The organism is Corynebacterium sp. HMSC063A05, from assembly GCF_001809695.1.
Classification (GTDB): Bacteria; Actinomycetota; Actinomycetes; order Mycobacteriales; family Mycobacteriaceae; genus Corynebacterium; species Corynebacterium amycolatum.
Genome location: NZ_KV798500.1, coordinates 36,233 through 57,356 on the forward strand (window position 1 = coordinate 36,233; position 21,124 = coordinate 57,356).

Below are 21,124 nucleotides of genomic sequence, written 5' to 3' on the forward strand. Positions count from 1 at the left end.
CTCCTTTAGGTAGTTTCTCCTGGTTAATGCAGGTTGAGATAGATGTGGGGCGAACTTACAGTTCGATACGCGCGTGCCCCGCCGGCGCACAGACGCACGTTCGGACCCGCTCGCCCGCCACAAACGTCGCACCGGTGCGGATGTCCCGCGCTGCGCCGTCGGAGAGTTGCTGCACGCAGGTCGCACAAATTCCCATCCGACAGCCGTACGGAAGGTCGACCCCGACGCGCTCGGCCGCCTCCAGGATGGTGGTTGCACCGTCTACGTCGACATCTCCTCGGCTGCCGAAACTCACCGTGCCACCGGCCTCCTCCGCCGCCGAGCGGTCAACGGTGAAACGTTCCGTCCGCAGCTCGGGGAACTCCGACTCAAGGCTTTTCAGCAGTTCAACCGGACCACAGGCATAGGCGCTTGCCGACGATGCCAGCGCTCCAAAGTCAGCAATGATGTCGGTAACCGCAGCAGCGTCAATCCGCGGCTGCGTCTCCGTATTCCAGGCATGCAGGCGATACTTCAACGCGCTAATAGCGCTGCGCTGTTCCAGCTCCCGGAGTTCGTTGACAAACACAGCTTCTGCCTCGCCGCGGTAGGAGTGAATGTGTTCGACTTCCACTGATGCATTGCGAGCTGAAAGATCACGCAGCATGGAAATCACAGGAGTTACGCCGGAGCCTGCGGTAACAAACGCAATACGGGCTGGGAGTGGCTCCGGAAGATGGAAATCCCCAGCCGGGGCAGCCAGGCGGACGACAGTACCCGGTTTTACATTGGCGACGAGATGTTGGGACACGTAGCCGTCGTTGAGTGCACGAATGTTGATAGTCAGCAGCCCATCATGAGGCCGCGGTGCATTTGTCAGTGAGTAGGAACGCCACAGGTATTTCCCCTTGACCTCTACGCCGAGTCCAATGAACTGACCTGACTTGAAGTCTGTTGGCATCCCCCAACCCGGACGGATTATCAACTCTGCTGAAGTAGGAGATGTGGGATTAATGGCCTCAATCTGACCGCGCAGCTCGCGACTTGACCACAGCGGATTTAGCAACTGCGTGTAGTCATCGGGCAAAAGTGGCGTGGATAAATGCTTGAATACCCGGGAAACTTTGGTCTTAAGTCCCATTCTTGACCCTCCTGACTGTCACGGGAGAACAAGTAATAACACTGTTCATCAGCGGGCAATCCCCGCCCAATCCATTATTACGTGCCCGTAGGTTACTTAGACGTAGACTACGGAGTGGTAAGTTATTGGTCAAGAGAAGCAAATGATTTTGACACAAATAGCGAAATTGTCATTACCCCCGCTTTCCTGCGAAGCGCCCCCTTTGACATGGAGCTTATCCACACAAAACAATCCCGCCTTATATACCCCCGCAGAAAAAACTTGTGCCATACAAAAAGGGACTGGGTTCCAAACCCAGTCCCCTTCTTCAACACCAAGCACGCGCTACTACAGGAAGTCGACCACCATGCCGAGCTCAGCTACGTCATACCACGCCAGCGGAATCTCCAGCGCATCGCCGACAGTGAGCTCCGCATCCTCGTCACCGAGATCTGCCTTATCGACGGCTTCAATTGCAGCCTCAACCTTGCTTTCCGCCTCTTCCACATCAATGTGGAGCGCTGCAACGTCGGCAAGCGAAATTGGGCCGCCGACCTTAACCACAGCATCGCCCATATCCGACTGCGGTTCCGCCTCCACATCGACGGAAATGACTACTCGGCGGTGCGGGAACTTCTCTTCTGCAGCATCGAGCAGACGGAGCGACGCACGCGCAGCCTCATCAAAGGCCACATCTGCCAGTTCCTCATCATCGCCCTCAGTAAAGAAATCGCGCAGCGCCTCAGTGACAGCAAAGCCCCAACCACCGCGGGCGTGGAAGAGCTCATCCTCCTTCAGCGCCTCAAGCATGGAGAAAGTCGCTGGGATATAGACACGCATTAGAACTCGCCCTCGAGCCCCAGTAGACCGGCAATCTCGACCACTGCGCGGTCGAACTGCTGATAGAAGACTCCCACCATGCCGTTAGAGACGGCAGCATGGATGTTCTCAATCGAATCATCCACCAACACACAGTCCCGTGCCGGCAGTTCAATAGCCGCAGCAGCTGCATTAAAAGCCTCTGCCGAAGGCTTCTCATGGCCAATTTCACCAGAGAGCACAACTGCGTCTACCAGGCCCTCATCTTCGAGCTTGCGAATCGGATCCGCTGATGGGCCACCTGGGTCATTCGACAGGACTGCCAGGCCAACACCATTTGCACGCGCCTCTACCAGCAAATTACGCCAACGTGCCTGGTCTTCATCCGTACCGTCGAGGACACCACAGTAATCGATAATCATTCCGCGCATGGCCTGTAGTTTATCGCATGACCTGCACGTTTGCCTTTTTTCCAGTTCAGCGTGTTAATTGGCTGTTCGTTACGCCAATTTATAGACGACCAGAACGGCTTTGACGGAAACCTATAGGGCTATTAACAGCGAGACACTCAGCCCACTTCGCGGCTGCATCTTCTCCCCACCCCCATGCCAGCCGTGAATTCCCCTTCACAAGCTGCACACTTAAAGCACTTGTAGGACAATGGTCTTCAGCAAGGGGGGGAACTTGCCAATGGAGAGTTTTTAGGGGGATTAATCCATGGCACCTACGTCTCACGTACCAACATCGCAGGCGCCGATGCCTTACGCGCTGTCGCACGCCGCTGAGAACCGATCCAGTGACAGGGAATTCATCGAACCAGCAACGGGCTTTTCGCTTCTCCACACAATTCAACTTGGCCAGTCAGCTAATGCCGCCACTTCTCCAACCGCAAAAGTGGCACCGACCTATAGCGGATGTTCCGTTGCTTCCGGGACCGCTGTCATGACGGCATTACCGCCCGCCGTGGCCACTCCTGCGGAAAAAAAGACGCCGCAAACACCGCACGTCGTCCAGCACTGTGAGCAGAATCTGAGACAGGAGCTTGGCACGATTACTCGCCGCGTCTTCGACATTATCGCGGGTCGCCGGCGAGTCAACGATTTGCGTCGCATCAACATTGACCCGATTATTCACGCTGCGATACTCACGCTGTCGAAAAACACCAGCCTCAAAGGTGTCGCGTTGCAATCCTTCCACGCCAGCGCTTCAGCAGACGGCAAAAAGGTCGAATTCCTGGGTAGTTGCCGTGTCGGTCCGCGCGTTCGCGCGTTCACGGGCACGTTCCGCCGCGGAACAGCAAAAACGCGGCCATGGATCATGACCGCGTTTCGTGTGCTTTAGTGCTTAGCGACGGCGCTTGCGAGCCGCCTTCCGACGCTGCGCCCGGTTGCCCTCACGCTCTTGATCCATGCGCTGCTGCTCTGCACTGCCGTCCTCGCTGGGGCCGGAGTAGGTCATCTGCTGATTTTTCTCAGCAGCTTCCGTTGGCAGAGCCGGAGCCTGGTTTTCCTGCCCCTCAGTGTTTTCCACTGCGGGCATAACCTGCTTACGGATTAGGAACAGCTGACGAACCGATTCTTCCTTGATGCCGTCCATCATCGCGGTGAACATGTCGTAGCCCTCACGCTGGTACTCCACCAGCGGGTCAGCCTGGGCCATGGCGCGCAAGCCAATGCCCTCCTTGAGGTAGTCCATCTCGTAGAGGTGCTCGCGCCACTTCTGGTCCATGACGTTCAGGATGGTGAAGCGCTCAATGTTGCGCATCTGGTCGTCGCCACCAATTGCGGAAACCGCATCCTCAAGCTGGTCGTAGCTGGCGGAGATATCCGTGTGCAGAGCCTTGGACAGCTCATCGGCCGAGAGGTCACCCGGGGTACCGAAGTCAGAGCCATCGATGAGCTCCTGCGCCGTAAACGTCGGGCTGTAGAGCTGCTCAAGGGCATTCCACAGCTCGTCGAGGTCCCAATCCTCCACGTAACCGTCAGCGGTGGCACCGTTGACATACGCATCGACGACATCGTCCTGCATGTCGCGAACCTGAGTCTTCAAATCCTCACCTTCGAGGATGCGACGGCGCTCAGCGTAGATGACCTTACGCTGCTGGTTCATAACCTCGTCATACTTCAGAACATTCTTACGGATTTCGAAGTTCTGGCTTTCCACCTGAGCCTGAACGCTCTTAATGGAGTTGGAGACAACCTTGGAGTCAATAGGAACGTCATCCGGGACATTCAGAGTGTTCATCAGCGCTTCCATGCGCTGGCCGTTGAAGCGAACCATGAGATCATCGCGCATGGACAGGTAGAAGCGGGTAACACCCGGGTCACCCTGACGACCGGTACGACCACGCAACTGGTTGTCAATGCGGCGCGACTCATGGCGCTCAGTGCCCAGGACGTAGAGTCCACCGGCCTCACGTACCTTGTCAGCTTCTTCCTTCGACTGCTGACGAACACGCTCAATCTCAGCGTCCCACGCCTCTTCGTACTCTTCCGGAGTTTCCACCGGGTCCAGACCACGAGAGCGCAGATTCAGGTCAGCGATGATGTCCGGGTTACCGCCCAGCACGATGTCAGTACCACGACCGGCCATGTTAGTTGCCACAGTAACTCCTCCGAGACGACCCGCCACCGCGACAATCTCAGCTTCCTTCTCGTGGTGCTTTGCATTCAGCACCGAATGAGGAATACCTTCGCGCTGCAGGAGCTTGGAAAGGTACTCGGATTTCTCGACTGACGTCGTACCAACGAGAACTGGCTGGCCCTTTTCATGGCATTCGCGGATGTCCTCGACAACAGCGGCGAACTTTGCCTCCTGCGTCTTGTAAATCAGGTCGGGCAGATCCTCGCGCTGCTTCGGGCGATTCGGCGGGATCGCCATGACGTTCAGCTTGTAAATCTGGTGCAGCTCAGCCGCTTCAGTCTCAGCCGTACCGGTCATACCGGACAGCTTGTCGTAGAGGCGGAAGTAGTTCTGGAGCGTGACGGTTGCCAGCGTCTGGTTCTCGTTTTTAATCTCCACCCCTTCCTTGGCCTCAATTGCCTGGTGCATGCCCTCGTTATAGCGACGGCCTGCCAGCACACGACCGGTGAACTCATCGACAATGAGAATCTCACCATTACGGATAATGTAATCCTTGTCGCGGGTGAACAGCTCCTTGGCCTTCAGAGCATTGTTCAGGTAGCTGACCAGCGAGGAATTTTCCGGAGCATACAGGTTTGAAATACCCAGCTGATCCTCAACGAATTCAACACCCTCTTCACGAATACCGATGGTGCGCTTACGCTCATCGACTTCGTAGTGAATGTCGCGCTTCATACGCGGCACAATCTTGGAGAACGCCAGGTACCAGTGCGGATCGCCATCCGCCGGACCGGAAATAATTAACGGGGTACGGGCCTCGTCAATCAGAATCGAGTCAACCTCATCGACGATGGCGAAGTGGTGCCCACGCTGCACCAAATCGTCGAGCGAATGCGCCATATTGTCGCGCAGGTAGTCAAAGCCGAACTCATTGTTCGTGCCGTAGGTGATGTCGGCAGCATAGGCCTTGCGGCGCTGGTCCGGGCTGAGCTCAGAGAGAATCACCGAGGTCTCAAGCCCCAGGAAGCGGTGGACTCGACCCATCCACTCCGCGTCACGCTTAGCCAGGTAGTCATTAACCGTAACGACATGAACGCCCTTGCCTGCCAACGCATTGAGGTATGCGGGCAGCACACAGGTCAGGGTCTTACCTTCACCAGTACCCATTTCGGCAACGTTGCCGAAGTGCAGTGCCGCACCGCCCATAACCTGGACGCGGTAGTGCTTCTGACCCAGCACGCGCCAGGATGCCTCACGCGCCGTGGCGAAAGCATCCAGCAGCAGATCGTCTACATCGGCACCGTCAGCCAGCTGCTTCTTAAACTCCTCGGTCTTGGCGCGGAGTTCATCGTCTGAAAGAGCTGCGTACTCGTCTTCCTTGGCGATGACCTGATCTGCAATATTGCCAAGCCTCTTGACAGCGCGGCCTTCACCAATGCGGAGCAACTTGCTGAGCGAAAACACTAAATTGGGACCTTTCCGGCCGATTCACGTCGAACTTTAATGTGCAACGGTTGATTATACGACGAACCCGCCTTCCCTTCTAAGAGAAGACGGGCTCATGTGAGCAATTACTTACCAATACACAGCTCTGTGCGGCATTGCGTGCTCTTTTTGATGAAGACTTACTTCTCGTCTTCCTCTGCCAGCTCAATCAGACCGTAGTCGTATGCGTGACGACGGTAGACCACGGACGGACGAGAGGTTGCCTCGTTAACGAAGAGGTAGAAGTCGTGACCGACGAGCTCCATCTCAGACAGAGCATCTTCGACCGTCATCGGAGTTGCGGAGTGCTGCTTGGTACGCACAACCTGGCCCGGACGTACGTCCTCAACCAGATCCTCGTACGGATCAGCCTTTTCCGGAGCCGCTGCCTCAGCCTCTGCAACCAGCGAAGCAGTTGCCTCGCCGACGGACATCGGTGCACGGTGGCCAGAACGGCTAATCTTGCGGCGAGCCTTCACCTTACGCAGGGAGCGCTCCATCTTGCCCAGAGCAGACTCCAGTGCAGCGTAGAAGCTATCTTCCTTCGCCTCCGCACGAGCCAGGTGCCCCTTGCCAGTAGCGGTGATCTGAATACGGTCAGAGCGGTCTGCACGGCGCGGATTCGGCTCGTGCTGGAGCTCCACGTGGAAGAAGGTCAAAGTCGGGTCGAGGCGCTCAATCTTCGCCAGCTTCGCCTTAACACGATCTGCGAAGTGCTCTGGAACCTCAACATTGCGCCCGGTGATGGTCACCTGAGCGTTCGGGCTGAGTACCTCGTTGTTGTCAGCAGGTGTGGACACTTGCTACCTACCTCCCGGTATGGCCACCGCCCTTCCGTGAGCGGGATTACTCACGGCGTCTACGGTGACGAGTCTTTCTGCACCCCCAGGATACAGTTCCGGGGGTAACCAATGCCACGTTCCCCTCGTTTATTTTTCGCTTGCCGACGACACCCCTGCGTCTACGCCCGGGCGAGTACCAACACCATGTCGATGCGAATCCCCAATGACGCTGCCACCAACTCGGTTTCCGCTGCAGTGGCACCAGTGGTGGCCACATCATCAACCAGAATCACTGTCGCCTGGGCACACCGTTGTCGCAGCTTGCCACTAATTCCGTGCTTGAATTGCGTCAGCGGCACAATGTGGCCAGAAAGGTTTCGTCTGCGTTGAGAAGCCCCAAGTTCCGCGGAATCCCGCGTGCGCTCAGCAATGCGCACCAGGGGCAATACCGAACTAGAGGGGAGCTGACTGCAGGCAAAGTCGCAGGCAATTGTTACCGGATCCCCACCCCGTTGTCGACGGGATGACAATCTTGTCGGCGCGGGAATCAAAATGACGGGGGTAATTTCCGGGGGCATTATATGGCCGTCTGAGGCCAGCCTTCGTACCGCAGCGGCGAACACAGCCCCCATGATTCGTCTGGCTTCACCACTGCCCCGTTCTTTGGCCGACAAAATGAGATGTCTCCTCGCACCGGAGTACGGACCGCAGGTCCACGCTGCTGCGCGTAACGCAGCCCGCGGTGAAAACCGCACTGGAGGTTGCTGAAGATTGTCCTTGCAATCACGACACAGCGTCCCGGAGCAGCCGCACACCGGGCAGGTTTCCGGTATCACGAGGCCAATCGCATCGCGAGTGACGTCGTAAAGCACGCGCAGTACATCCTGCGATGATTTCCCCTGCGCCATTGATCCCCTCCCCGATTTGCGCTTACTCCACAGACACCGGAGCCATTCGACCACGCGCACCCGGAACCTGGCGCCAGAACTGCTGTTGCCCCTCGCTGGAGATCAGCTCCATAACACCGGTGGCATCCAATGCGTAACGCTTCGACGAGGTCGCGGTAACCACAGGAATTGGCGGTGTCAGGTTGAGCTTCGGCAGAACGGAGCTGGTCGCACCGTCCGGGAAGGCACTCCACATCGGGGTGTCTCCGCTGTAACCGCCCACCGTGACCGTTTGATTCGGCGACCACGTCAGCGACACCGGGGAAACGTTTTCAGGGAGCGGCAGAGCGCGCGGATGCGTCAACTTCCACGGTTTGTCGTCATGCCTTTCGATGGTGGCGATATAGACCTCACCAGCGATAATCATCGCTACCTGCGTGCCCGAAGAATCGACGCGGAATTCAGAAATACCGGCGCTTGGGTGCCCCGTGTCTTCGCCGCCGTCAAGAAGGTGACTGAGCTCAGAGGTATCAACCTCCTCCTGCTGAATCCGGGACGACGTCGACTGCCGAACCAGGCGTACGACGGTTGTACCGTCCTTCACTGTCCAGACCGCCTCGGCATCTGGCGACCATGTCGGACGGGTGAGACTCTCGCCAGTCAGCACAGGAACCGGCTGATCTTGTATTCCGCCGAGCATCAATGTGGACTCCCCAAGGTCATACGAACCGGTACGACCATCCACAGCCGAGCGGAACACGGCGGCAATAAGCTCGCTGCCATTGGGGTTGATGCCCACTGCCGCGGAAAACACCGCAGTGCTGCCGCTGGCAGTCCAGCCGCGTCCCACAGGTGTGGCGTGGCCGTCAGCAATCTCGTAGATACCGCTGCGGTCGACCGTCCGCAACGGCGCGTTATCAGCCGGTAGATGATTCGGGTCGTAGAGCTGGATTGCGTCGGTATCCTTCGTCCACGGCTCGTCGTGGCTGGCAATTAGTGGTTCGCCGTCGGCCATGAGGATCCACGGACCACGGAAATCTGCCGAGTCGAGAGTCCAGATAATCTGTGCCGCGAGCATGACACGCAGTTCCTCGGAAACATCACCCAATCCGGTGATTTCGACCCTGCGACCGTCCGAGTTGGACACAGGTCCTGCTTCCACCGCAATTGAGGCATTGGGCTTGAGCACTGTGGTGACGCCCGGTCGCAGTGGTGCTGATGGTCCGTTCTTCAGCTTTGTCAACAGATTGGTCGCGCCATCGGTGACGCCACGATAGAGCCAACGACGATCTGTGACCAAATGATTACCCGCCGGGTCGAGGAAATAGACATTGCGAGGCACATTGTTTTCCAGGAATGCCTGACGCTCCATGACAACACCGTCGGGCAGCGAGGAAATGCGCCACTGCCCATCCGAACCGAGCTTCATCTCCACGGTTTCCTCATAGTCACCGGACTGGGGCTCATAAGCACCATCAGTACCAAATTGACCAACGCTGCGACCTCGGGCAACGAAGGACTGTCGAGAACCTCCTTCATCCCGTTGAGCGATGAGGTTGACACCGTCGAGAATGCGGGCGCTATCATGCGGCTTCCAACTGGCCGCAAGTTCCGGGGTCATGAAGGCACGCATAGCTTGAAAATCATCAACCGGATGCGCGGCCGCGGCGAAAAAGTCGCGCAGGACAATGTCTGCATTGACATTCGGCCGTGGCTGCGGAACCTCAATACGAACTTGGGGCGGCTCAAACGGACGCAGCACCTGGGGGCTGGTGTTCCTCGGAATGGTGGTACATCCTGCGGCCGTGCCCAAAATGATCACTGAGCTAAGCGCCACTGTCTTACGCAGGACGCGACGAGCCTTTGACTGTTGCTGCGCCGTCATTTAAATATCCTCCTCTCGTGCCTGTCGGGATTCGCTATCGCTAGTCCGCTGCCCCTTATCCTGATCCTGGCTCTTGACTTGCGGTGCAATCGAATCCGATTCCAACTCCCGTGCACCAATTTCCTGCTGATGCGGAATCTGATCGGGCAGCGGCGGAACTTCCAGGCCGAGCGGATGCTCACCGAAGCTCGCATCAGGCTCCAGTGGCACAGTCAGGCGGAAACAGCTACCGACCGTCGGCACGCCAAATGCCTCCAGTTCCCCACCATGCAATTGTGCGTCCTCACGCGCGATCGCCAAGCCAAGTCCGGTACCACCGGTGCGTCGGACACGCGAGGGGTCAGCGCGCCAGAACCGGTTAAACACCAGCTCTTGCTGCTCCGGCTTTAGCCCCACACCGTGGTCAACGACCGTAAACGAGACCGCGGAATCGCTCGCCCGCACTGTGACATCCACCGGATTGCCCTCACTGTGGTCAACAGCGTTGGCCATAAGATTGCGTAGCACGCGCTCGATACGACGCGAGTCGACTGTTGCCATTACCGGTTCATCGGGCAGGTGGAAGCGAATGGGTGTACCGGTCTCCTTAGCCACGACCGTTACCTGCTGATAGGCAGCATCCACGCAGCGACGGACATCGACCTTCTCTGCGGACAGGTCAGCAACGCCGGCATCGTGGCGTGAGATCTCAAGCAGGTCATTGAGAAGCATCTCAAAACGCTCAAGCTCCTCATTCATCAGCTCAGCTGCGCGGCGAGTCGCCGGATCGAGGTCCTCAGCGCCGTCAGCAATAAGATCGGCGGCCATACGCACCGTGGTCAGAGGCGTCCTCAACTCATGCGAAACATCGGAGGTGAACTGTCGCTGCAGACTGCCGTATTCCTCCAGCTGTCTAATCTGCGTCGACAGCGATTCGGCCATCTTGTTAAAGCTCATGGCCAGTCGCGCCATGTCATCTTCACCCTGCACGACCATGCGTTCGCGCAAGTGGCCGTCGGCAAAGCGTTGGGCAATCTGGGCGGCGGAACGCACTGGTGTCGTCACCTGATTGGAGAAGAACCAAGTAATACCGCCGAGAAGCGCCATGATGACTACTGTCGCACCGGCGAGCAGACCACGAACCAACTTAATAGTCGATTCCTCTGCAGCCATAGAGGTGACCAGATAGATCTCGAGCCCATCAACCGAGGTAGAAGTAGGGCTACCGATAATTAACGCCGAGTACGTATCGCCGCGGTTATCAGTGACTTGACGTACCTGATACGCAATTTGCCCTTGTCGGACTACTTCATGCAATCGTTCTGGGACATCGGCCTTAATCGGCGATGAAGCCAACACCGTGCCTCGTGGCACCGGCGCCACGAGCAGCGGTTCATAACTTGTCAATGGCGCAGCACCGGAACCGGCTGCACGGTTCACAAGGGCATCGCGCCCCACGTTGAGCAGAGCTTGCAGCTCGTTGGACGAAGAGTTCTCAATCGCCTGCTCCACCACCGCGCGAGCACGGTCAATTTCCTCGTCGGCAGCGGTAACCTTTGCGTCGATAAGCCGCTGGGTAACAATAGTCGCCAGCGCGAAACCGAGTACCGCAATCACCATCGCGCTCAGTACCACGACAGAGGTCAGAATGCGCGCTTGGATAGACGTGCGCCAGAGCGTAACCGCCCAGGTCACTCCCCTATTGGTGAAGTCTCGAAGCTTCGTTATTAATCGACGCAAGAATCGGCTCCCACTAAAGCTGACTGACCTTGATTAGTCACCCGTCTTGTACCCGACACCGCGGACGGTCAGCACAATCTGGGGGTTTTCCGGATCCAGTTCAATCTTCGAGCGCAGACGCTGAACGTGAACGTTGACGAGTCGAGTATCCGAGGTGTGCTGATATCCCCAGACCTTTTCCAACAACTCATCACGGGAAAAGACCTGCTTCGGACGGGATGCAAGAGTGTGCAATAGGTCAAACTCCAACGGGGTCAGAGAAATCTCCTTGCCATCGCGGAACACGGCGTGACCGGGCACGTCGATAGTCAGGTCGCCGACCTCGAGGGTCTCACTCGGACTGTCCTCTTGACGACGCAGCCGAGCGCGCACACGCGCCACGAGCTCCTTCGGCTTAAAGGGCTTCGTGACATAGTCATCCGCACCGGATTCCAGGCCGAGGACCACATCGACCGTGTCGGTCTTCGCAGTCAACATGATGATCGGCACCGCCGATGTCTCTCGCACAGTGCGACAGACATCGACACCACCCATGCCCGGCAACATGAGATCCAGCAGAATCAAATCTGGATTCTCCCGCTCTGCTGCCTTGACAGCTTCGAGGCCATCGTCGACTACTACTGTGTCGAAGCCCTCGCGCTCCATCACCATCGTGAGCATTTCGGCGATGGCCGGATCATCATCAACAACCAGGATTTTTGAGCTCATGCGTCATATTCTAAACGTAAAGCTATCTAGTTCTGTAGTTTCCAGTTGAGGTGGCTAGCGCAGGCGTGCACTGATCCATTCCACAAGACGGTCCGCCCCATCATCCCCCGTAAGCATCAACCATGGTGACTGCCACGAGCCCCCCGCGAACTTCTGGTACGCCGCCAGCGTGCGCTCCTGCAAACCCGAGTCCTTTTCGTAGGTATCCCTAGTTCGCTGCGCATCAGAGGCTTCCCGATTGCGTGCGCGGTCGGCTGCCACTCCCACCGACGTGGCCAGACAGACCTGAACGTCGGGAAGCGGAAGCTGGAAATCTCCGAATTCGGTCTTCTCAATCCACTCGACAATCGCCGGATCCTGCGTGCGAGCCAGGGAGTAGGCCGCGTTGGACGCGACGTAGCGGTCGATGATCAGAACATCGTTTTCGCGCGCTGCATCAACAATCGCTTCACGACGTTCTTTGCGGTCCAGAGCGAACAGGAGTGCCATTGCCCAAGCGGAGTCCGCAGTGTCGCCGAGCTGACCGTGCAAAGCTTGATCGGCGAAATCAGCGAAGATCGTCTGCCGGTACGCCGGAAAGGTCATCGATGAAACGGAGAGCCCTTGACTTCGGAGTTGATTGGTAACAGCTGTGACAAGCGTGTTCTTGCCAGCACCGTCGATTCCTTCGACTGCGATAATCAAATTTTTCTCCTCGCACACATGGCTACGACCAAGCCTTGGCTAGAACTAGTAGCGGTAGTGCTCTGGCTTATACGGACCCTCGACATCAACGCCGATGTATTCGGCCTGTTCCTTGGACAGCCGGGTGAGCTCGCCGCCAAGTGCCTCGACGTGAATGCGAGCGACCTTCTCATCCAGAATCTTCGGAAGACGGTGGACAGAGTTGTCGTACTTTTCGCCGTTGCAGTAGAGCTCAATCTGAGCGATTGTCTGGTCGGCGAAGGAGGTCGACATTACGAAGGACGGGTGTCCGGTGGCATTGCCCAGGTTGAGCAAACGCCCCTCGGAAAGCACGATCAGAGAGCGCTCTTCGCCGTCAGCATGCGGGAAGATGTACTCGGTGACCTGCGGCTTGATCTCCACACGACGGACATCATCGCGATGGTGCAGGCTGTGCATGTCAATCTCGTTGTCGAAGTGCCCGATGTTGCCCAGCAGCGCGTGGTTCTTCATCTGCTGCATGTGCTCGAAAGTAATGACGTCCTTGTTGCCTGTGGCGGTGATGACAATGTCGACATCTGCGATGACGCTCTCAGTAGCGACAACGTCGAAACCGTCCATCAATGCCTGCAATGCGTTAATCGGGTCGGCCTCGGTGACCTGAACGCGAGCGCCCTGGCCAACCAGTGCCTCTGCGCACCCCTTACCCACGTCACCGTAGCCACAGACCAGTACGTTCTTGCCCCCAACCAGCATGTCGGTACCGCGGTTGATGCCGTCCAGAAGGCTGTGACGGGTGCCGTACTTGTTATCGAACTTGGACTTGGTGACCGCATCGTTGACGTTCATGGCCGGGAATGGCAGCACTCCCTGCTCTGCGAAGTGGTAGAGGCGGTGGACACCAGTGGTGGTCTCCTCTGTGACACCCTTCACCGACTCTGCAATTCGGTGCCAACGGCCGGCATCCTTCTCCAGGCTGGCGCGAAGCATGTCCTTGAAGGCAATAAACTCATCCGAATCCGACTCTTCTGCAGGCGGCACCAGGCCAGCATCCTCGAATTCCATGCCCTTAATGACAGCCATGGTAGCGTCGCCGCCGTCGTCCAGAATCATGTTGGCATCTTCATCGCCCCAGTCGAAGATGCGGTCGAGGCACCACCAGTACTCTTCCAGTGTCTCGCCCTTCCAAGCGAAAACCGGAACACCCTGCGGGTCCTCCGGAGTGCCGTTTCGCCCAACGACGACTGCCGCAGCGGCCTCATCCTGGGTGGAGAAGATGTTGCACGAGGCCCAGCGGACCTGTGCGCCCAGCGCCGTCAACGTCTCGATGAGCACTGCGGTTTGAACCGTCATGTGAATGGAGCCGGAAATACGGGCACCGGCCAGTGGCTGCTGCTCCGCGTACTCTTCGCGCAGCGCCATTAGACCTGGCATCTCGTGCTCAGCCAGACGAATCTGGTGACGACCGGCCTCAGCCAGGGAGAGGTCTGCAACCTTGAAATCAATGTTCTTCGAGGACATGTAACGCTTTCTCTAGATTCTTTGACGTGAGATTCTTCTTAAAGAATTACTACTGGGGACGCGAGAGTTACTCTACCGCTTCGACGCAGTTTTCCAGCGCCGCCTGGTCAGACTCACTGAGTTCCCCCAGAAGACTATCGAACACCTCGGATGCGATAGCCAACGCATCTTCCTCGCTGCCGTGCGCCTCGGAGATTCCCTCCCGGATGAAGCTGTAGTCCTCCACAATGTCACCGCCGCTAAATGGCGCACCATTCCAAATTGCAATGATCACAGCCGCCGCGAGTGCGCATGCTTTCTCATCGCTATTTTCGGAATCCACCCCAATGCGGCCAGCATCAATCAATGCACCAACACGATCCTGTGAGTCGAGATCCTGAACCTCATCGAAGAGTTCAATGACCGAATCGCTACCAAAAATCTCAGTATCCCAGATGGACATGATAGGTGGCCACGCTCCTTTCGCGCTTCGAACCAATAGCCAGTTTTCGTCTATCGACGAGCGCTTTCCAAAGAGCGCTTTTCGACGAGCCCACGGTAATCTGGCCGCCGACCTAAAAGCTGTCGCCTGCACGTACCGCTAGCCGGAAAACCGCATGTGGCCTTACCGAAGTTCTACCCGACTTTTCGTCACTTTTACAGTTCGAGAGACATATTTAATCCCTTCAACACAATTTTCACCCTAGAGAGAAGATAACGGGCATGTTAAGTTAGTTCCCAGACCTCGTAATGCAACTGTTATCTTTTTCGTTACAGGGCGACCTCACGCATGACACGAAAGGAGTACCTACCATGGTGAAGAAGGCTTTTGGAGCTCTTCTGCTCGCAGCCCTTCCCCTGAGCGCTTCGCTCGTAGGCTGCTCCGATAGCAGTGCCGCCAAGGGGGCGAATCCGGAAAACGCCGGCTCTCAGTCGAAAATGGAGACCTCTGCTCCACTGCCTCCCGTTCCTAGTGATGCCGAGCTGCAGCAGACCACTGAACCGAATTCAGATTCCTCGCTGACTGAGACGAACGGCAGTCTAGTACCTCGTCCGACCACGTCATCGAGCACCGAAATCGTTGAGGATCCGTACCTGCCACCGCAGGCCTACATCCCCCCGACTTCCACAAGCTCAAGTGCGACAACTCCGACGTCGACGACATCGACACCTCCGACGACCACAGAGACCACAAAGCCCACCTCTGACGACATATCTTCGCCGACGCCCAGCAAGCCGGTGCCACTGCTACCGGAAGATAACTCGGAAAAGCCGAACGACAGTCTTCCGGAAGGCGACGGTGGTGCACCAGCTGAGCCGAAGCCGCCTTCATCGCAGGCGCAGTCCCAGTCGGGTACGCAAACTACAACTCCGTCCGAGACTCCTCAGAAAACTCCTTCGAAGGAACCGACATCCCCGAAGGAGCCGACACCTCCGAAGAGCCAGACCTCTTCGAAGGACCAGACCCCTTCGACGGAGAAGGGCACCACTGGCGGCAATGGGGCTAGCAATAGCAAGATTTCCCCAATCCCGGAAAAGCCGAAGGACTCCGGATTCCTGGGAAATTTCTTCGATAACGACGAGGACTAACCCACCCGCGGGACGGTCGCGACAAAGACGGTTGCCCCGTCTTGGCGCGCAGTCAGCTCAATATCAACTGCGTCGACAGCCGGAACCCAGGCCGCATGGCCGCTGGGAACCTCAACCACGGAGTCGTCGTGACGCAACGCCACCGTGCCCGCTGTAGACAACACAACCGTGGCGGATTCTTCGTCGAGCAGAACATGTTCGCCCGGCTCCAGGTCCCGCGAACGAAGGCGGAACTCGCGCACCGGCGCGTCATAGTCATTCCAGCCGTCATCGGTCAGCCACGACTGCAGCACCGGATCTGGCAGCGGTCGGAAAGAGAGCACGCGCAGTAGCTCCACGACATCGACGTGCTTAGAGGTCAGCCCTCCGCGCAGCACGTTGTCGGAGTTGGCCATGATTTCCACGCCCATGCCATTGAGGTAAGCATGCAGCTGTCCCGCACCAAGGTAGATGGCTTCGCCCGGCTGTAAGCGAAGGCGATTAAGCAGCATCGACCCCAGGACTCCCGGATCCCCCGGATACTTTCGAGCCAGTTCGCAAGTGGTCTCGGCCACTCGCGAGAACTCCTCGTCATCGCCACTGTAATCCGCGCACTTGGCAGCCACGGCCTCGACCAGCTCATCGAGGACATCCTGGGGCAACGTCAACCACGTTGTAAACAATGCCCGCAGAGCACTCTCGTCATCGGCGGCATCGAGCAGTCCCATGTAGTGGTCGAGCTCCGGTACCGCCAGCGTCGCGAGCAACTCCTTCGTGCGCTCCACCGGGCGGAATCCGGCCAACGCGTCGAAGGTAGTCAGGGCGACAATGAGTTCTGGCTTGTGGTTGTTGTCCCGGTAATTGCGGAAATGTGCAGTGGCCGGAATGCCCTCCGCATTTTCGCGTGCAAATCCCTCCTGAGCTTCTGCCAAGGTGGGGTGTGCCTGCAGCGATAGCGGCTCATCGGCTGCGAGCAGCTTCAACAGGAACGGCAGCCTGCCGTTGTCGGTGTCAATTGCATATCCGAGCGCAGCTGCCGGATCCTGCGCAATGAGCTCGTCCAGCGGCGTGCCGGCCACCGTGGCCGATGCCAGTGCATGCGCACCAAACCACAGTTCCGCCCAGGGCTTCGATGTGGGAGCGTCCGCACCGGTGATTCTCGCCAAATGTGTACGAGACCCCCAGGGGTACGACTGCAGCACGGGGTCCAACAGCTCCATGCCCGTATCACTCCTCTAATAGTCACTTCTGGCGCAAGCACGCCAATCTCACCGAAGGCCCAAAAGCCTTCGGTGACACCCGGCGATTACGCAGAAAACGCCGCAATCGCACCAACTCTGGCTGCAGCAACACATACTTCAACCAATGGATGATGAGTCTCCGCATCGAGCGCAGGGCACTCCACACGAGCCCATCCAACCTCGCCGTAGTGGTCCCGGTAGTGGCCCACATTGTTCGGCGCAGCTAAAACAATCGCCCCCAACGGTAGCACTGTCGCCCCTTCATCCCCACCATCAATGAACGGGTCATAGAAAATATCACGGCTTTCCTGGGGTTCTGCAGCGAGCAACGCGCCCACACTAAGAGACAATTCGCTTATCGACGACGCTGCCGAGACCACGCCTGCCTCAAGCATCTGTAACGATGCCAGTTCCGCTACCGGTGCCAGCGCCGAGGTCGTCGACACTCCAAGCATTCTGCGGCCTGCCACCCACTGCGCTACCTGCCGCGCGGGATTAACTGTTTCATCTCGCTGCGGAGCACAGGCGGCAATATCGGCGTCCACCGCATCAGCGACTTCCTCCACGACCCCGGCCGGAGCCAGGGTGGTGGCACCACATTCGGTGAGCGCGCTGGCGATGGCACCGACATAGGCGGTAAAGGACGCGGACTCCGCCATCGCCGGGCGCGGAACCACAACCGTATCGGGACTACCGGCGGCACGCAGTGGCCCTTCACCGGGATCCACCACGACCGTGGCAGCACCTCGCCTATCAGCTTCAGCCAGAGCTGCCCCCAGTGGGCTGCCGGGGTTGTCGTCACAGACGATGACCAAGTCGAGGGCACCGACATAACTGGGCAGCTGATGCGCAATTACCACCGGGCAGCGGATGTCGTCGGCAAGCGCGCGCACGGATTCGGCAGCGAGCTGCGCCCGACGATTTCCCACGAGGATGACCGCACTGCGCGGCAGTGGAAGTTGAGCAAACGCACCCCCGCGAGTCGCGGAAGCAGCAGCTCTGAGACCTGCACCGGCAGTGGCCATACGGTAGAACAGGGCCTCTTGGCGCGGATTATGGGAGGAGTCGAATGACGAGGTCATACTCCCAAGCATGCCTGAAAACGGGCGCGTGGGGTTGATTAACCGCGGATGATGCCGAGAACTTCGTCGACAAGAGCGTCGACCTCAGCACGCGTCGGAGCCTCGACGTTCAGACGCAGCAGCGGCTCCGTATTGGAGGCCCGGACGTTGAACCACGCCTTGGAGTCCGCCAGCTCAATGGTCAGGCCATCCATCCAGTCCGAGGACTCCGTGCGATCGGCAAACGCGGCCTCGATTTCCTTCTGCTTGGCCTGCTGCTCCTCGGCGCTGCCCAGGCGGGAATTAATCTCACCGGAGGCCTCGTAGCGGTTGTACTCGGCCATGAATTCACTCAGCGGCTTGTTCTGCTCGGCCAGTGCGGCCAGGACATGCATGGCAGCCAGCATGCCGGAGTCTGCGTTGAAGAATTCCTTGAAGTAGTAGTGCGCTGAATGCTCGCCACCAAAAACAGCACTGTGCTCGGCCATTTGCGCCTTAATAAAGGAGTGCCCAACACGGGTACGAACCGGAGTTCCGCCGTTTTCCACAATCATCTCCGGCACGACGTGCGAGGTGATCAGGTTATGGATGATAGCCGCACCCGGGTTCTGCTCCAGGTAGCGGGTGGCCACCAACGCACAGATGGCCGATGGGCTGACCGGGTTGCCCTTCTCGTCGACGACGAAGCAGCGGTCAGCGTCGCCATCGAAGGCAATACCGATGTCTGCGCCCTGCTCCACCGTAAACTTCTGTAGGTCAACGAGGTTGGCGGGCTCCAATGGATTGGCCTCGTGATTCGGGAAGTTGCCGTCGAGCTCAAAGTAGAGGTCAGCAACATCCATGTCTTCTCCGAGCACTGCCGGAACTGTCAGTCCCCCCATACCGTTACCGGCATCGACTGCAACCTTCAGGCGACGGCCGGAGCGGATGTCGACCAGCCCATGGAGGAACGCCGCGTAATCCTGCAGAACATCCTCACGATCAATTTCGCCCGGAGTGCCGGTGTACTCCGGGATTCCGCCGACAAGCAGATCCTTAATCTGAGCAAGCCCTGTCTCCTGCCCGATTGGGCGGGCCAGCGAACGGCACATCTTGATGCCGTTGTATTCAGCTGGGTTGTGGCTGGCAGTGAACATCGCGCCCGGGCATTCCCTTACTCCGGAGGCGAAATACAGCTCGTCCGTAGAGGTCAGGCCGAGCAGGGTGACATTGAGCCCCTGCGCTGCCGCGCCATCGGCGAAACTAGCCGCCAACTCCGGCGAGGACTCACGCATATCGTGGCCAACTACGGCACGCGTTGCGCCCTCTGAACGCATGATGTGCCCAAAGGCGGCGCCGATGGCTCCGACAAGGTCCGCGTCGATGCCCTCACCGACAACACCGCGCACGTCATAGGCCTTGATGACGGCATCCAAATCGGAACGATTGTAAGTGCCCACGAAAAACCTCTCTGGGTAAGTATCAGTGTTGTGAAAAATGATACTAGCCACAGAGAGGCTCTCACAAAGAAATGCCGCGGCAAGATGGCATGAGCTGGGGCACGGCGCCCGCCCCGTTAGTCGTCCGAATCCTCCGGATCGCGAACTACATGCAGGTGACCGCGCGCGGATTTCCGCGTCGACGGGTGACGGCTGGAATCAATCTTGTAGGTCTGCGGACGGTTGTCGACCTCATCCCGCAACACCAGGCCAGTCGCGTTGCGGCCAGCTTCACGGACGGCTTCCGCCAATGCGGTCAAATCATCATCGTCCTGGGCGGGCGTCGGCACGTCGTAACGCACGAGCTCCCAACCCAGCGGTGCGGTGATGGAACGCGCGTGCTTCTCACAGAGATCCCAGCTATGCGGTTCGGACGCGGCGGCGAGCGGACCCACCACAGCCGTCGACTCCGCGTAGGCATACGTCAACGTAGCTACGGCAGGTTTGCCACAGCCGGGCCGGCAACAACGTCTAAAAACACTCACGGCATCAAAGTCTAGACCCTAACTTTAAGTTTCGATAGTTTTTCTCCCACTCCGGGCGTTTTCGCTTTCCGACGCTCCCCCGGAGCACCCCAGCCTTACCCAGCAAACCCGCGACATGGCCGAAAGTTGACCTCACCCACGTTGACAGGCCGACCGATTATGCTCAACAAATATGAATTCATCGGCTTATACTCCGCGCTCGTTGCGACGCTCACTGCGACGCGGTCGCGGACCTCGGGGGCCTCTGCTGCCGCCGGAAGTACCTCGTTGGAAGAGCCGTTCAGAAGCTTTTGACCAGGCGGTTATTGACGCCTATGCCCCATTGGATCAGCGCTGGTCCCGGCAACTGTCGCACCTGGACATCGCCATCGATACGATTCCTCGCATGCAGTTGCGCCCGGACATGTACTTCCCGGAAGAGGTTGTCGCTGACGGACCTGTCCCACTGGGACGGCTTATCCCTGCTGGCATTGACCGCATAGGCAACCCCACCCGCCCCTGCGTAGTAGTGTTCCGCCGCCCCATTGAGCGCCGTGTGTCGGGCCGAGTGGAACTGGACCGGATGCTGCAATATGTACTGACCCGCCTGGTGGCGGTATATCTGGGTATTGATCCGGTTGAGGTGGATCCTAGTTTCGACGAAAACTTCCTGTAGAAAGCTCTCTTCTAAGGAGCTCCCTAGAGAGCAGAAAAACCCGTTCAACGAAAAATCCCCCAGGGTATTACCCAAGGGGAAACTGCGAGGTCGAGAGAAGGATAAAAACCGACCCCAGCCTTCCTAGCCAATCTGCCGCTTCAAACGGCGGCGCTCACGCTCAGAGAGGCCACCCCAAATACCGAAGCGCTCATCATGCTCGAGAGCAAACTCCAGGCATTCATCTCGCACACCACAAGCACGACAAATACGCTTTGCTTCGCGAGTGGATCCACCCTTCTCAGGGAAGAAAGCTTCTGGATCAGTCTGGGCACACAGAGCCTGCTCCTGCCAGTCCTGATCGACGGCTTCAAACAACCCCGAAAGGTCATCTGCCCACTCTGTCAACGGCCGAGGCTGGTTTTCAGAGGAGCTATCGTTCACAGCGATGTCACCCGCATTCGTCTCACTATCCACAGCAGAGCCGCCATCAAACATGCTGGACTTTTCCATGCCGAGGGCCTCC

The 21,124-nt window shown here is 58.2% G+C and carries 20 protein-coding genes; 3 read left to right on the top strand and 17 right to left on the bottom strand.

The features are described 5' to 3' along the window. Positions 1–55: 55 nt before the first annotated feature. The 3 genes from HMPREF2651_RS03995 to HMPREF2651_RS04005 form a co-directional block, all read right to left on the bottom strand. Positions 56–1,120 carry a flavin reductase family protein gene (locus HMPREF2651_RS03995; protein WP_038627922.1) on the bottom strand — a complete coding sequence of 355 codons (1,065 nt, stop codon included), beginning with the start codon at positions 1,118–1,120 and terminating at the stop codon, positions 56–58. Positions 1,121–1,447: 327 nt separating this feature from the next. Continuing rightward, positions 1,448–1,939 (bottom strand): DUF6912 family protein, encoded by a 492-nt coding sequence (locus HMPREF2651_RS04000; protein ID WP_038627920.1) that lies wholly within the window; start codon positions 1,937–1,939, stop codon positions 1,448–1,450. Then, the gene (locus HMPREF2651_RS04005; protein ID WP_038627918.1) at positions 1,939–2,349 is read right to left on the bottom strand and encodes an HAD-IA family hydrolase; all 411 of its coding nucleotides are present in this window, start codon (positions 2,347–2,349) and stop codon (positions 1,939–1,941) included. The genes HMPREF2651_RS04000 and HMPREF2651_RS04005 overlap by 1 nt, the downstream gene beginning before the upstream one ends. 286 nt (positions 2,350–2,635) lie before the next feature. Between HMPREF2651_RS04005 and HMPREF2651_RS04010 the strand changes: the two genes are divergently transcribed. Beyond that, positions 2,636–3,259: a hypothetical protein gene (locus tag HMPREF2651_RS04010; protein WP_049182265.1), complete on the top strand. Its 624-nt coding sequence runs from the start codon at positions 2,636–2,638 to the stop codon at positions 3,257–3,259. 3 nt (positions 3,260–3,262) lie between these two features. On the opposite strand, the gene secA is transcribed toward HMPREF2651_RS04010, so the two are convergent. From secA to HMPREF2651_RS04055, 9 genes are all read right to left on the bottom strand, one after another. Beyond that, on the bottom strand, positions 3,263–5,965 hold the full coding sequence (secA, locus tag HMPREF2651_RS04015; protein ID WP_038627913.1) for a preprotein translocase subunit SecA: 2,703 nt from the start codon (positions 5,963–5,965) through the stop codon (positions 3,263–3,265). Between the two features lie 161 nt (positions 5,966–6,126). After that, a complete protein-coding gene (hpf, locus tag HMPREF2651_RS04020) occupies positions 6,127–6,786 on the bottom strand; it encodes a ribosome hibernation-promoting factor, HPF/YfiA family (RefSeq protein WP_038627911.1) in 660 nt (219 codons plus the stop codon). A 161-nt stretch (positions 6,787–6,947) separates the two neighbouring features. After that, complete coding sequence (locus tag HMPREF2651_RS10890; RefSeq protein WP_141746480.1) at positions 6,948–7,205, bottom strand: hypothetical protein; 258 nt, start codon at positions 7,203–7,205, stop codon at positions 6,948–6,950. 493 nt (positions 7,206–7,698) lie between these two features. Beyond that, entirely contained in the window at positions 7,699–9,540 is a 1,842-nt protein-coding gene (locus HMPREF2651_RS04030; RefSeq protein WP_049182266.1) for an LpqB family beta-propeller domain-containing protein, read from the bottom strand. Next, the gene (gene mtrB, locus HMPREF2651_RS04035; RefSeq protein WP_065423007.1) at positions 9,541–11,214 is read right to left on the bottom strand and encodes an MtrAB system histidine kinase MtrB; all 1,674 of its coding nucleotides are present in this window, start codon (positions 11,212–11,214) and stop codon (positions 9,541–9,543) included. A 78-nt stretch (positions 11,215–11,292) separates the two neighbouring features. Beyond that, positions 11,293–11,967, bottom strand: coding sequence for an MtrAB system response regulator MtrA (mtrA, locus tag HMPREF2651_RS04040; protein WP_048731669.1), 675 nt, complete (start codon positions 11,965–11,967; stop codon positions 11,293–11,295). A gap of 54 nt (positions 11,968–12,021) precedes the next feature. After that, positions 12,022–12,651 carry a dTMP kinase gene (locus HMPREF2651_RS04045; RefSeq protein WP_049182267.1) on the bottom strand — a complete coding sequence of 210 codons (630 nt, stop codon included), beginning with the start codon at positions 12,649–12,651 and terminating at the stop codon, positions 12,022–12,024. 45 nt (positions 12,652–12,696) lie between these two features. Next, positions 12,697–14,151, bottom strand: coding sequence for an adenosylhomocysteinase (gene ahcY, locus HMPREF2651_RS04050; protein ID WP_049182268.1), 1,455 nt, complete (start codon positions 14,149–14,151; stop codon positions 12,697–12,699). Positions 14,152–14,218: 67 nt separating this feature from the next. Then, on the bottom strand, positions 14,219–14,593 hold the full coding sequence (locus HMPREF2651_RS04055) for a DUF4259 domain-containing protein (RefSeq protein WP_038627901.1): 375 nt from the start codon (positions 14,591–14,593) through the stop codon (positions 14,219–14,221). A 350-nt stretch (positions 14,594–14,943) separates the two neighbouring features. On the opposite strand from HMPREF2651_RS04055, the gene HMPREF2651_RS04060 reads away from it, so the two are divergent. After that, entirely contained in the window at positions 14,944–15,720 is a 777-nt protein-coding gene (locus HMPREF2651_RS04060) for a hypothetical protein (RefSeq protein WP_049182269.1), read from the top strand. Here HMPREF2651_RS04060 and manA read toward each other — a convergent pair. From manA to HMPREF2651_RS04080, 4 genes are all read right to left on the bottom strand, one after another. Continuing rightward, positions 15,717–16,919, bottom strand: coding sequence for a mannose-6-phosphate isomerase, class I (gene manA, locus HMPREF2651_RS04065; RefSeq protein WP_049182270.1), 1,203 nt, complete (start codon positions 16,917–16,919; stop codon positions 15,717–15,719). The two genes, HMPREF2651_RS04060 and manA, sit on opposite strands and share 4 nt — an antisense overlap. Positions 16,920–17,005: 86 nt before the next feature. Next, the gene (locus HMPREF2651_RS04070; RefSeq protein ID WP_038627894.1) at positions 17,006–18,022 is read right to left on the bottom strand and encodes a hypothetical protein; all 1,017 of its coding nucleotides are present in this window, start codon (positions 18,020–18,022) and stop codon (positions 17,006–17,008) included. A 38-nt stretch (positions 18,023–18,060) separates the two neighbouring features. Continuing rightward, positions 18,061–19,440: a phosphomannomutase/phosphoglucomutase gene (locus HMPREF2651_RS04075; RefSeq protein ID WP_080972929.1), complete on the bottom strand. Its 1,380-nt coding sequence runs from the start codon at positions 19,438–19,440 to the stop codon at positions 18,061–18,063. A gap of 116 nt (positions 19,441–19,556) precedes the next feature. Further along, on the bottom strand, positions 19,557–19,964 hold the full coding sequence (locus HMPREF2651_RS04080) for a DUF3499 domain-containing protein (protein WP_005509890.1): 408 nt from the start codon (positions 19,962–19,964) through the stop codon (positions 19,557–19,559). Between the two features lie 172 nt (positions 19,965–20,136). Between HMPREF2651_RS04080 and HMPREF2651_RS10760 the strand changes: the two genes are divergently transcribed. Then, positions 20,137–20,619 (top strand): metallopeptidase family protein, encoded by a 483-nt coding sequence (locus tag HMPREF2651_RS10760; protein ID WP_070628649.1) that lies wholly within the window; start codon positions 20,137–20,139, stop codon positions 20,617–20,619. A gap of 123 nt (positions 20,620–20,742) precedes the next feature. Here HMPREF2651_RS10760 and HMPREF2651_RS04090 read toward each other — a convergent pair whose 3' ends face one another. Then, positions 20,743–21,111 carry a WhiB family transcriptional regulator gene (locus HMPREF2651_RS04090; protein ID WP_005510060.1) on the bottom strand — a complete coding sequence of 123 codons (369 nt, stop codon included), beginning with the start codon at positions 21,109–21,111 and terminating at the stop codon, positions 20,743–20,745. Between the last annotated feature and the right edge of the window lie 13 nt (positions 21,112–21,124).

Excerpts from the sequence above, each read along its gene's own strand:
- HMPREF2651_RS10760 (WP_070628649.1), top strand. The coding sequence starts at position 20,137 with ATGAATTCATCGGCTTATACTCCGCGCTCGTTGCGACGCTCACTGCGA.
- HMPREF2651_RS04090 (WP_005510060.1), bottom strand. The coding sequence starts at position 21,111 with ATGGAAAAGTCCAGCATGTTTGATGGCGGCTCTGCTGTGGATAGTGAG.
- HMPREF2651_RS03995 (WP_038627922.1), bottom strand. The coding sequence starts at position 1,120 with ATGGGACTTAAGACCAAAGTTTCCCGGGTATTCAAGCATTTATCCACG.
- mtrA (WP_048731669.1), bottom strand. The coding sequence starts at position 11,967 with ATGAGCTCAAAAATCCTGGTTGTTGATGATGATCCGGCCATCGCCGAA.
- HMPREF2651_RS04070 (WP_038627894.1), bottom strand. The coding sequence starts at position 18,022 with ATGACCTCGTCATTCGACTCCTCCCATAATCCGCGCCAAGAGGCCCTG.
- HMPREF2651_RS04005 (WP_038627918.1), bottom strand. The coding sequence starts at position 2,349 with ATGCGCGGAATGATTATCGATTACTGTGGTGTCCTCGACGGTACGGAT.
- HMPREF2651_RS04060 (WP_049182269.1), top strand. The coding sequence starts at position 14,944 with ATGGTGAAGAAGGCTTTTGGAGCTCTTCTGCTCGCAGCCCTTCCCCTG.
- HMPREF2651_RS04030 (WP_049182266.1), bottom strand. The coding sequence starts at position 9,540 with ATGACGGCGCAGCAACAGTCAAAGGCTCGTCGCGTCCTGCGTAAGACA.
- HMPREF2651_RS04055 (WP_038627901.1), bottom strand. The coding sequence starts at position 14,593 with ATGTCCATCTGGGATACTGAGATTTTTGGTAGCGATTCGGTCATTGAA.
- manA (WP_049182270.1), bottom strand. The coding sequence starts at position 16,919 with ATGGAGCTGTTGGACCCCGTGCTGCAGTCGTACCCCTGGGGGTCTCGT.
- HMPREF2651_RS04010 (WP_049182265.1), top strand. The coding sequence starts at position 2,636 with ATGGCACCTACGTCTCACGTACCAACATCGCAGGCGCCGATGCCTTAC.
- HMPREF2651_RS04000 (WP_038627920.1), bottom strand. The coding sequence starts at position 1,939 with ATGCGTGTCTATATCCCAGCGACTTTCTCCATGCTTGAGGCGCTGAAG.
- ahcY (WP_049182268.1), bottom strand. The coding sequence starts at position 14,151 with ATGTCCTCGAAGAACATTGATTTCAAGGTTGCAGACCTCTCCCTGGCT.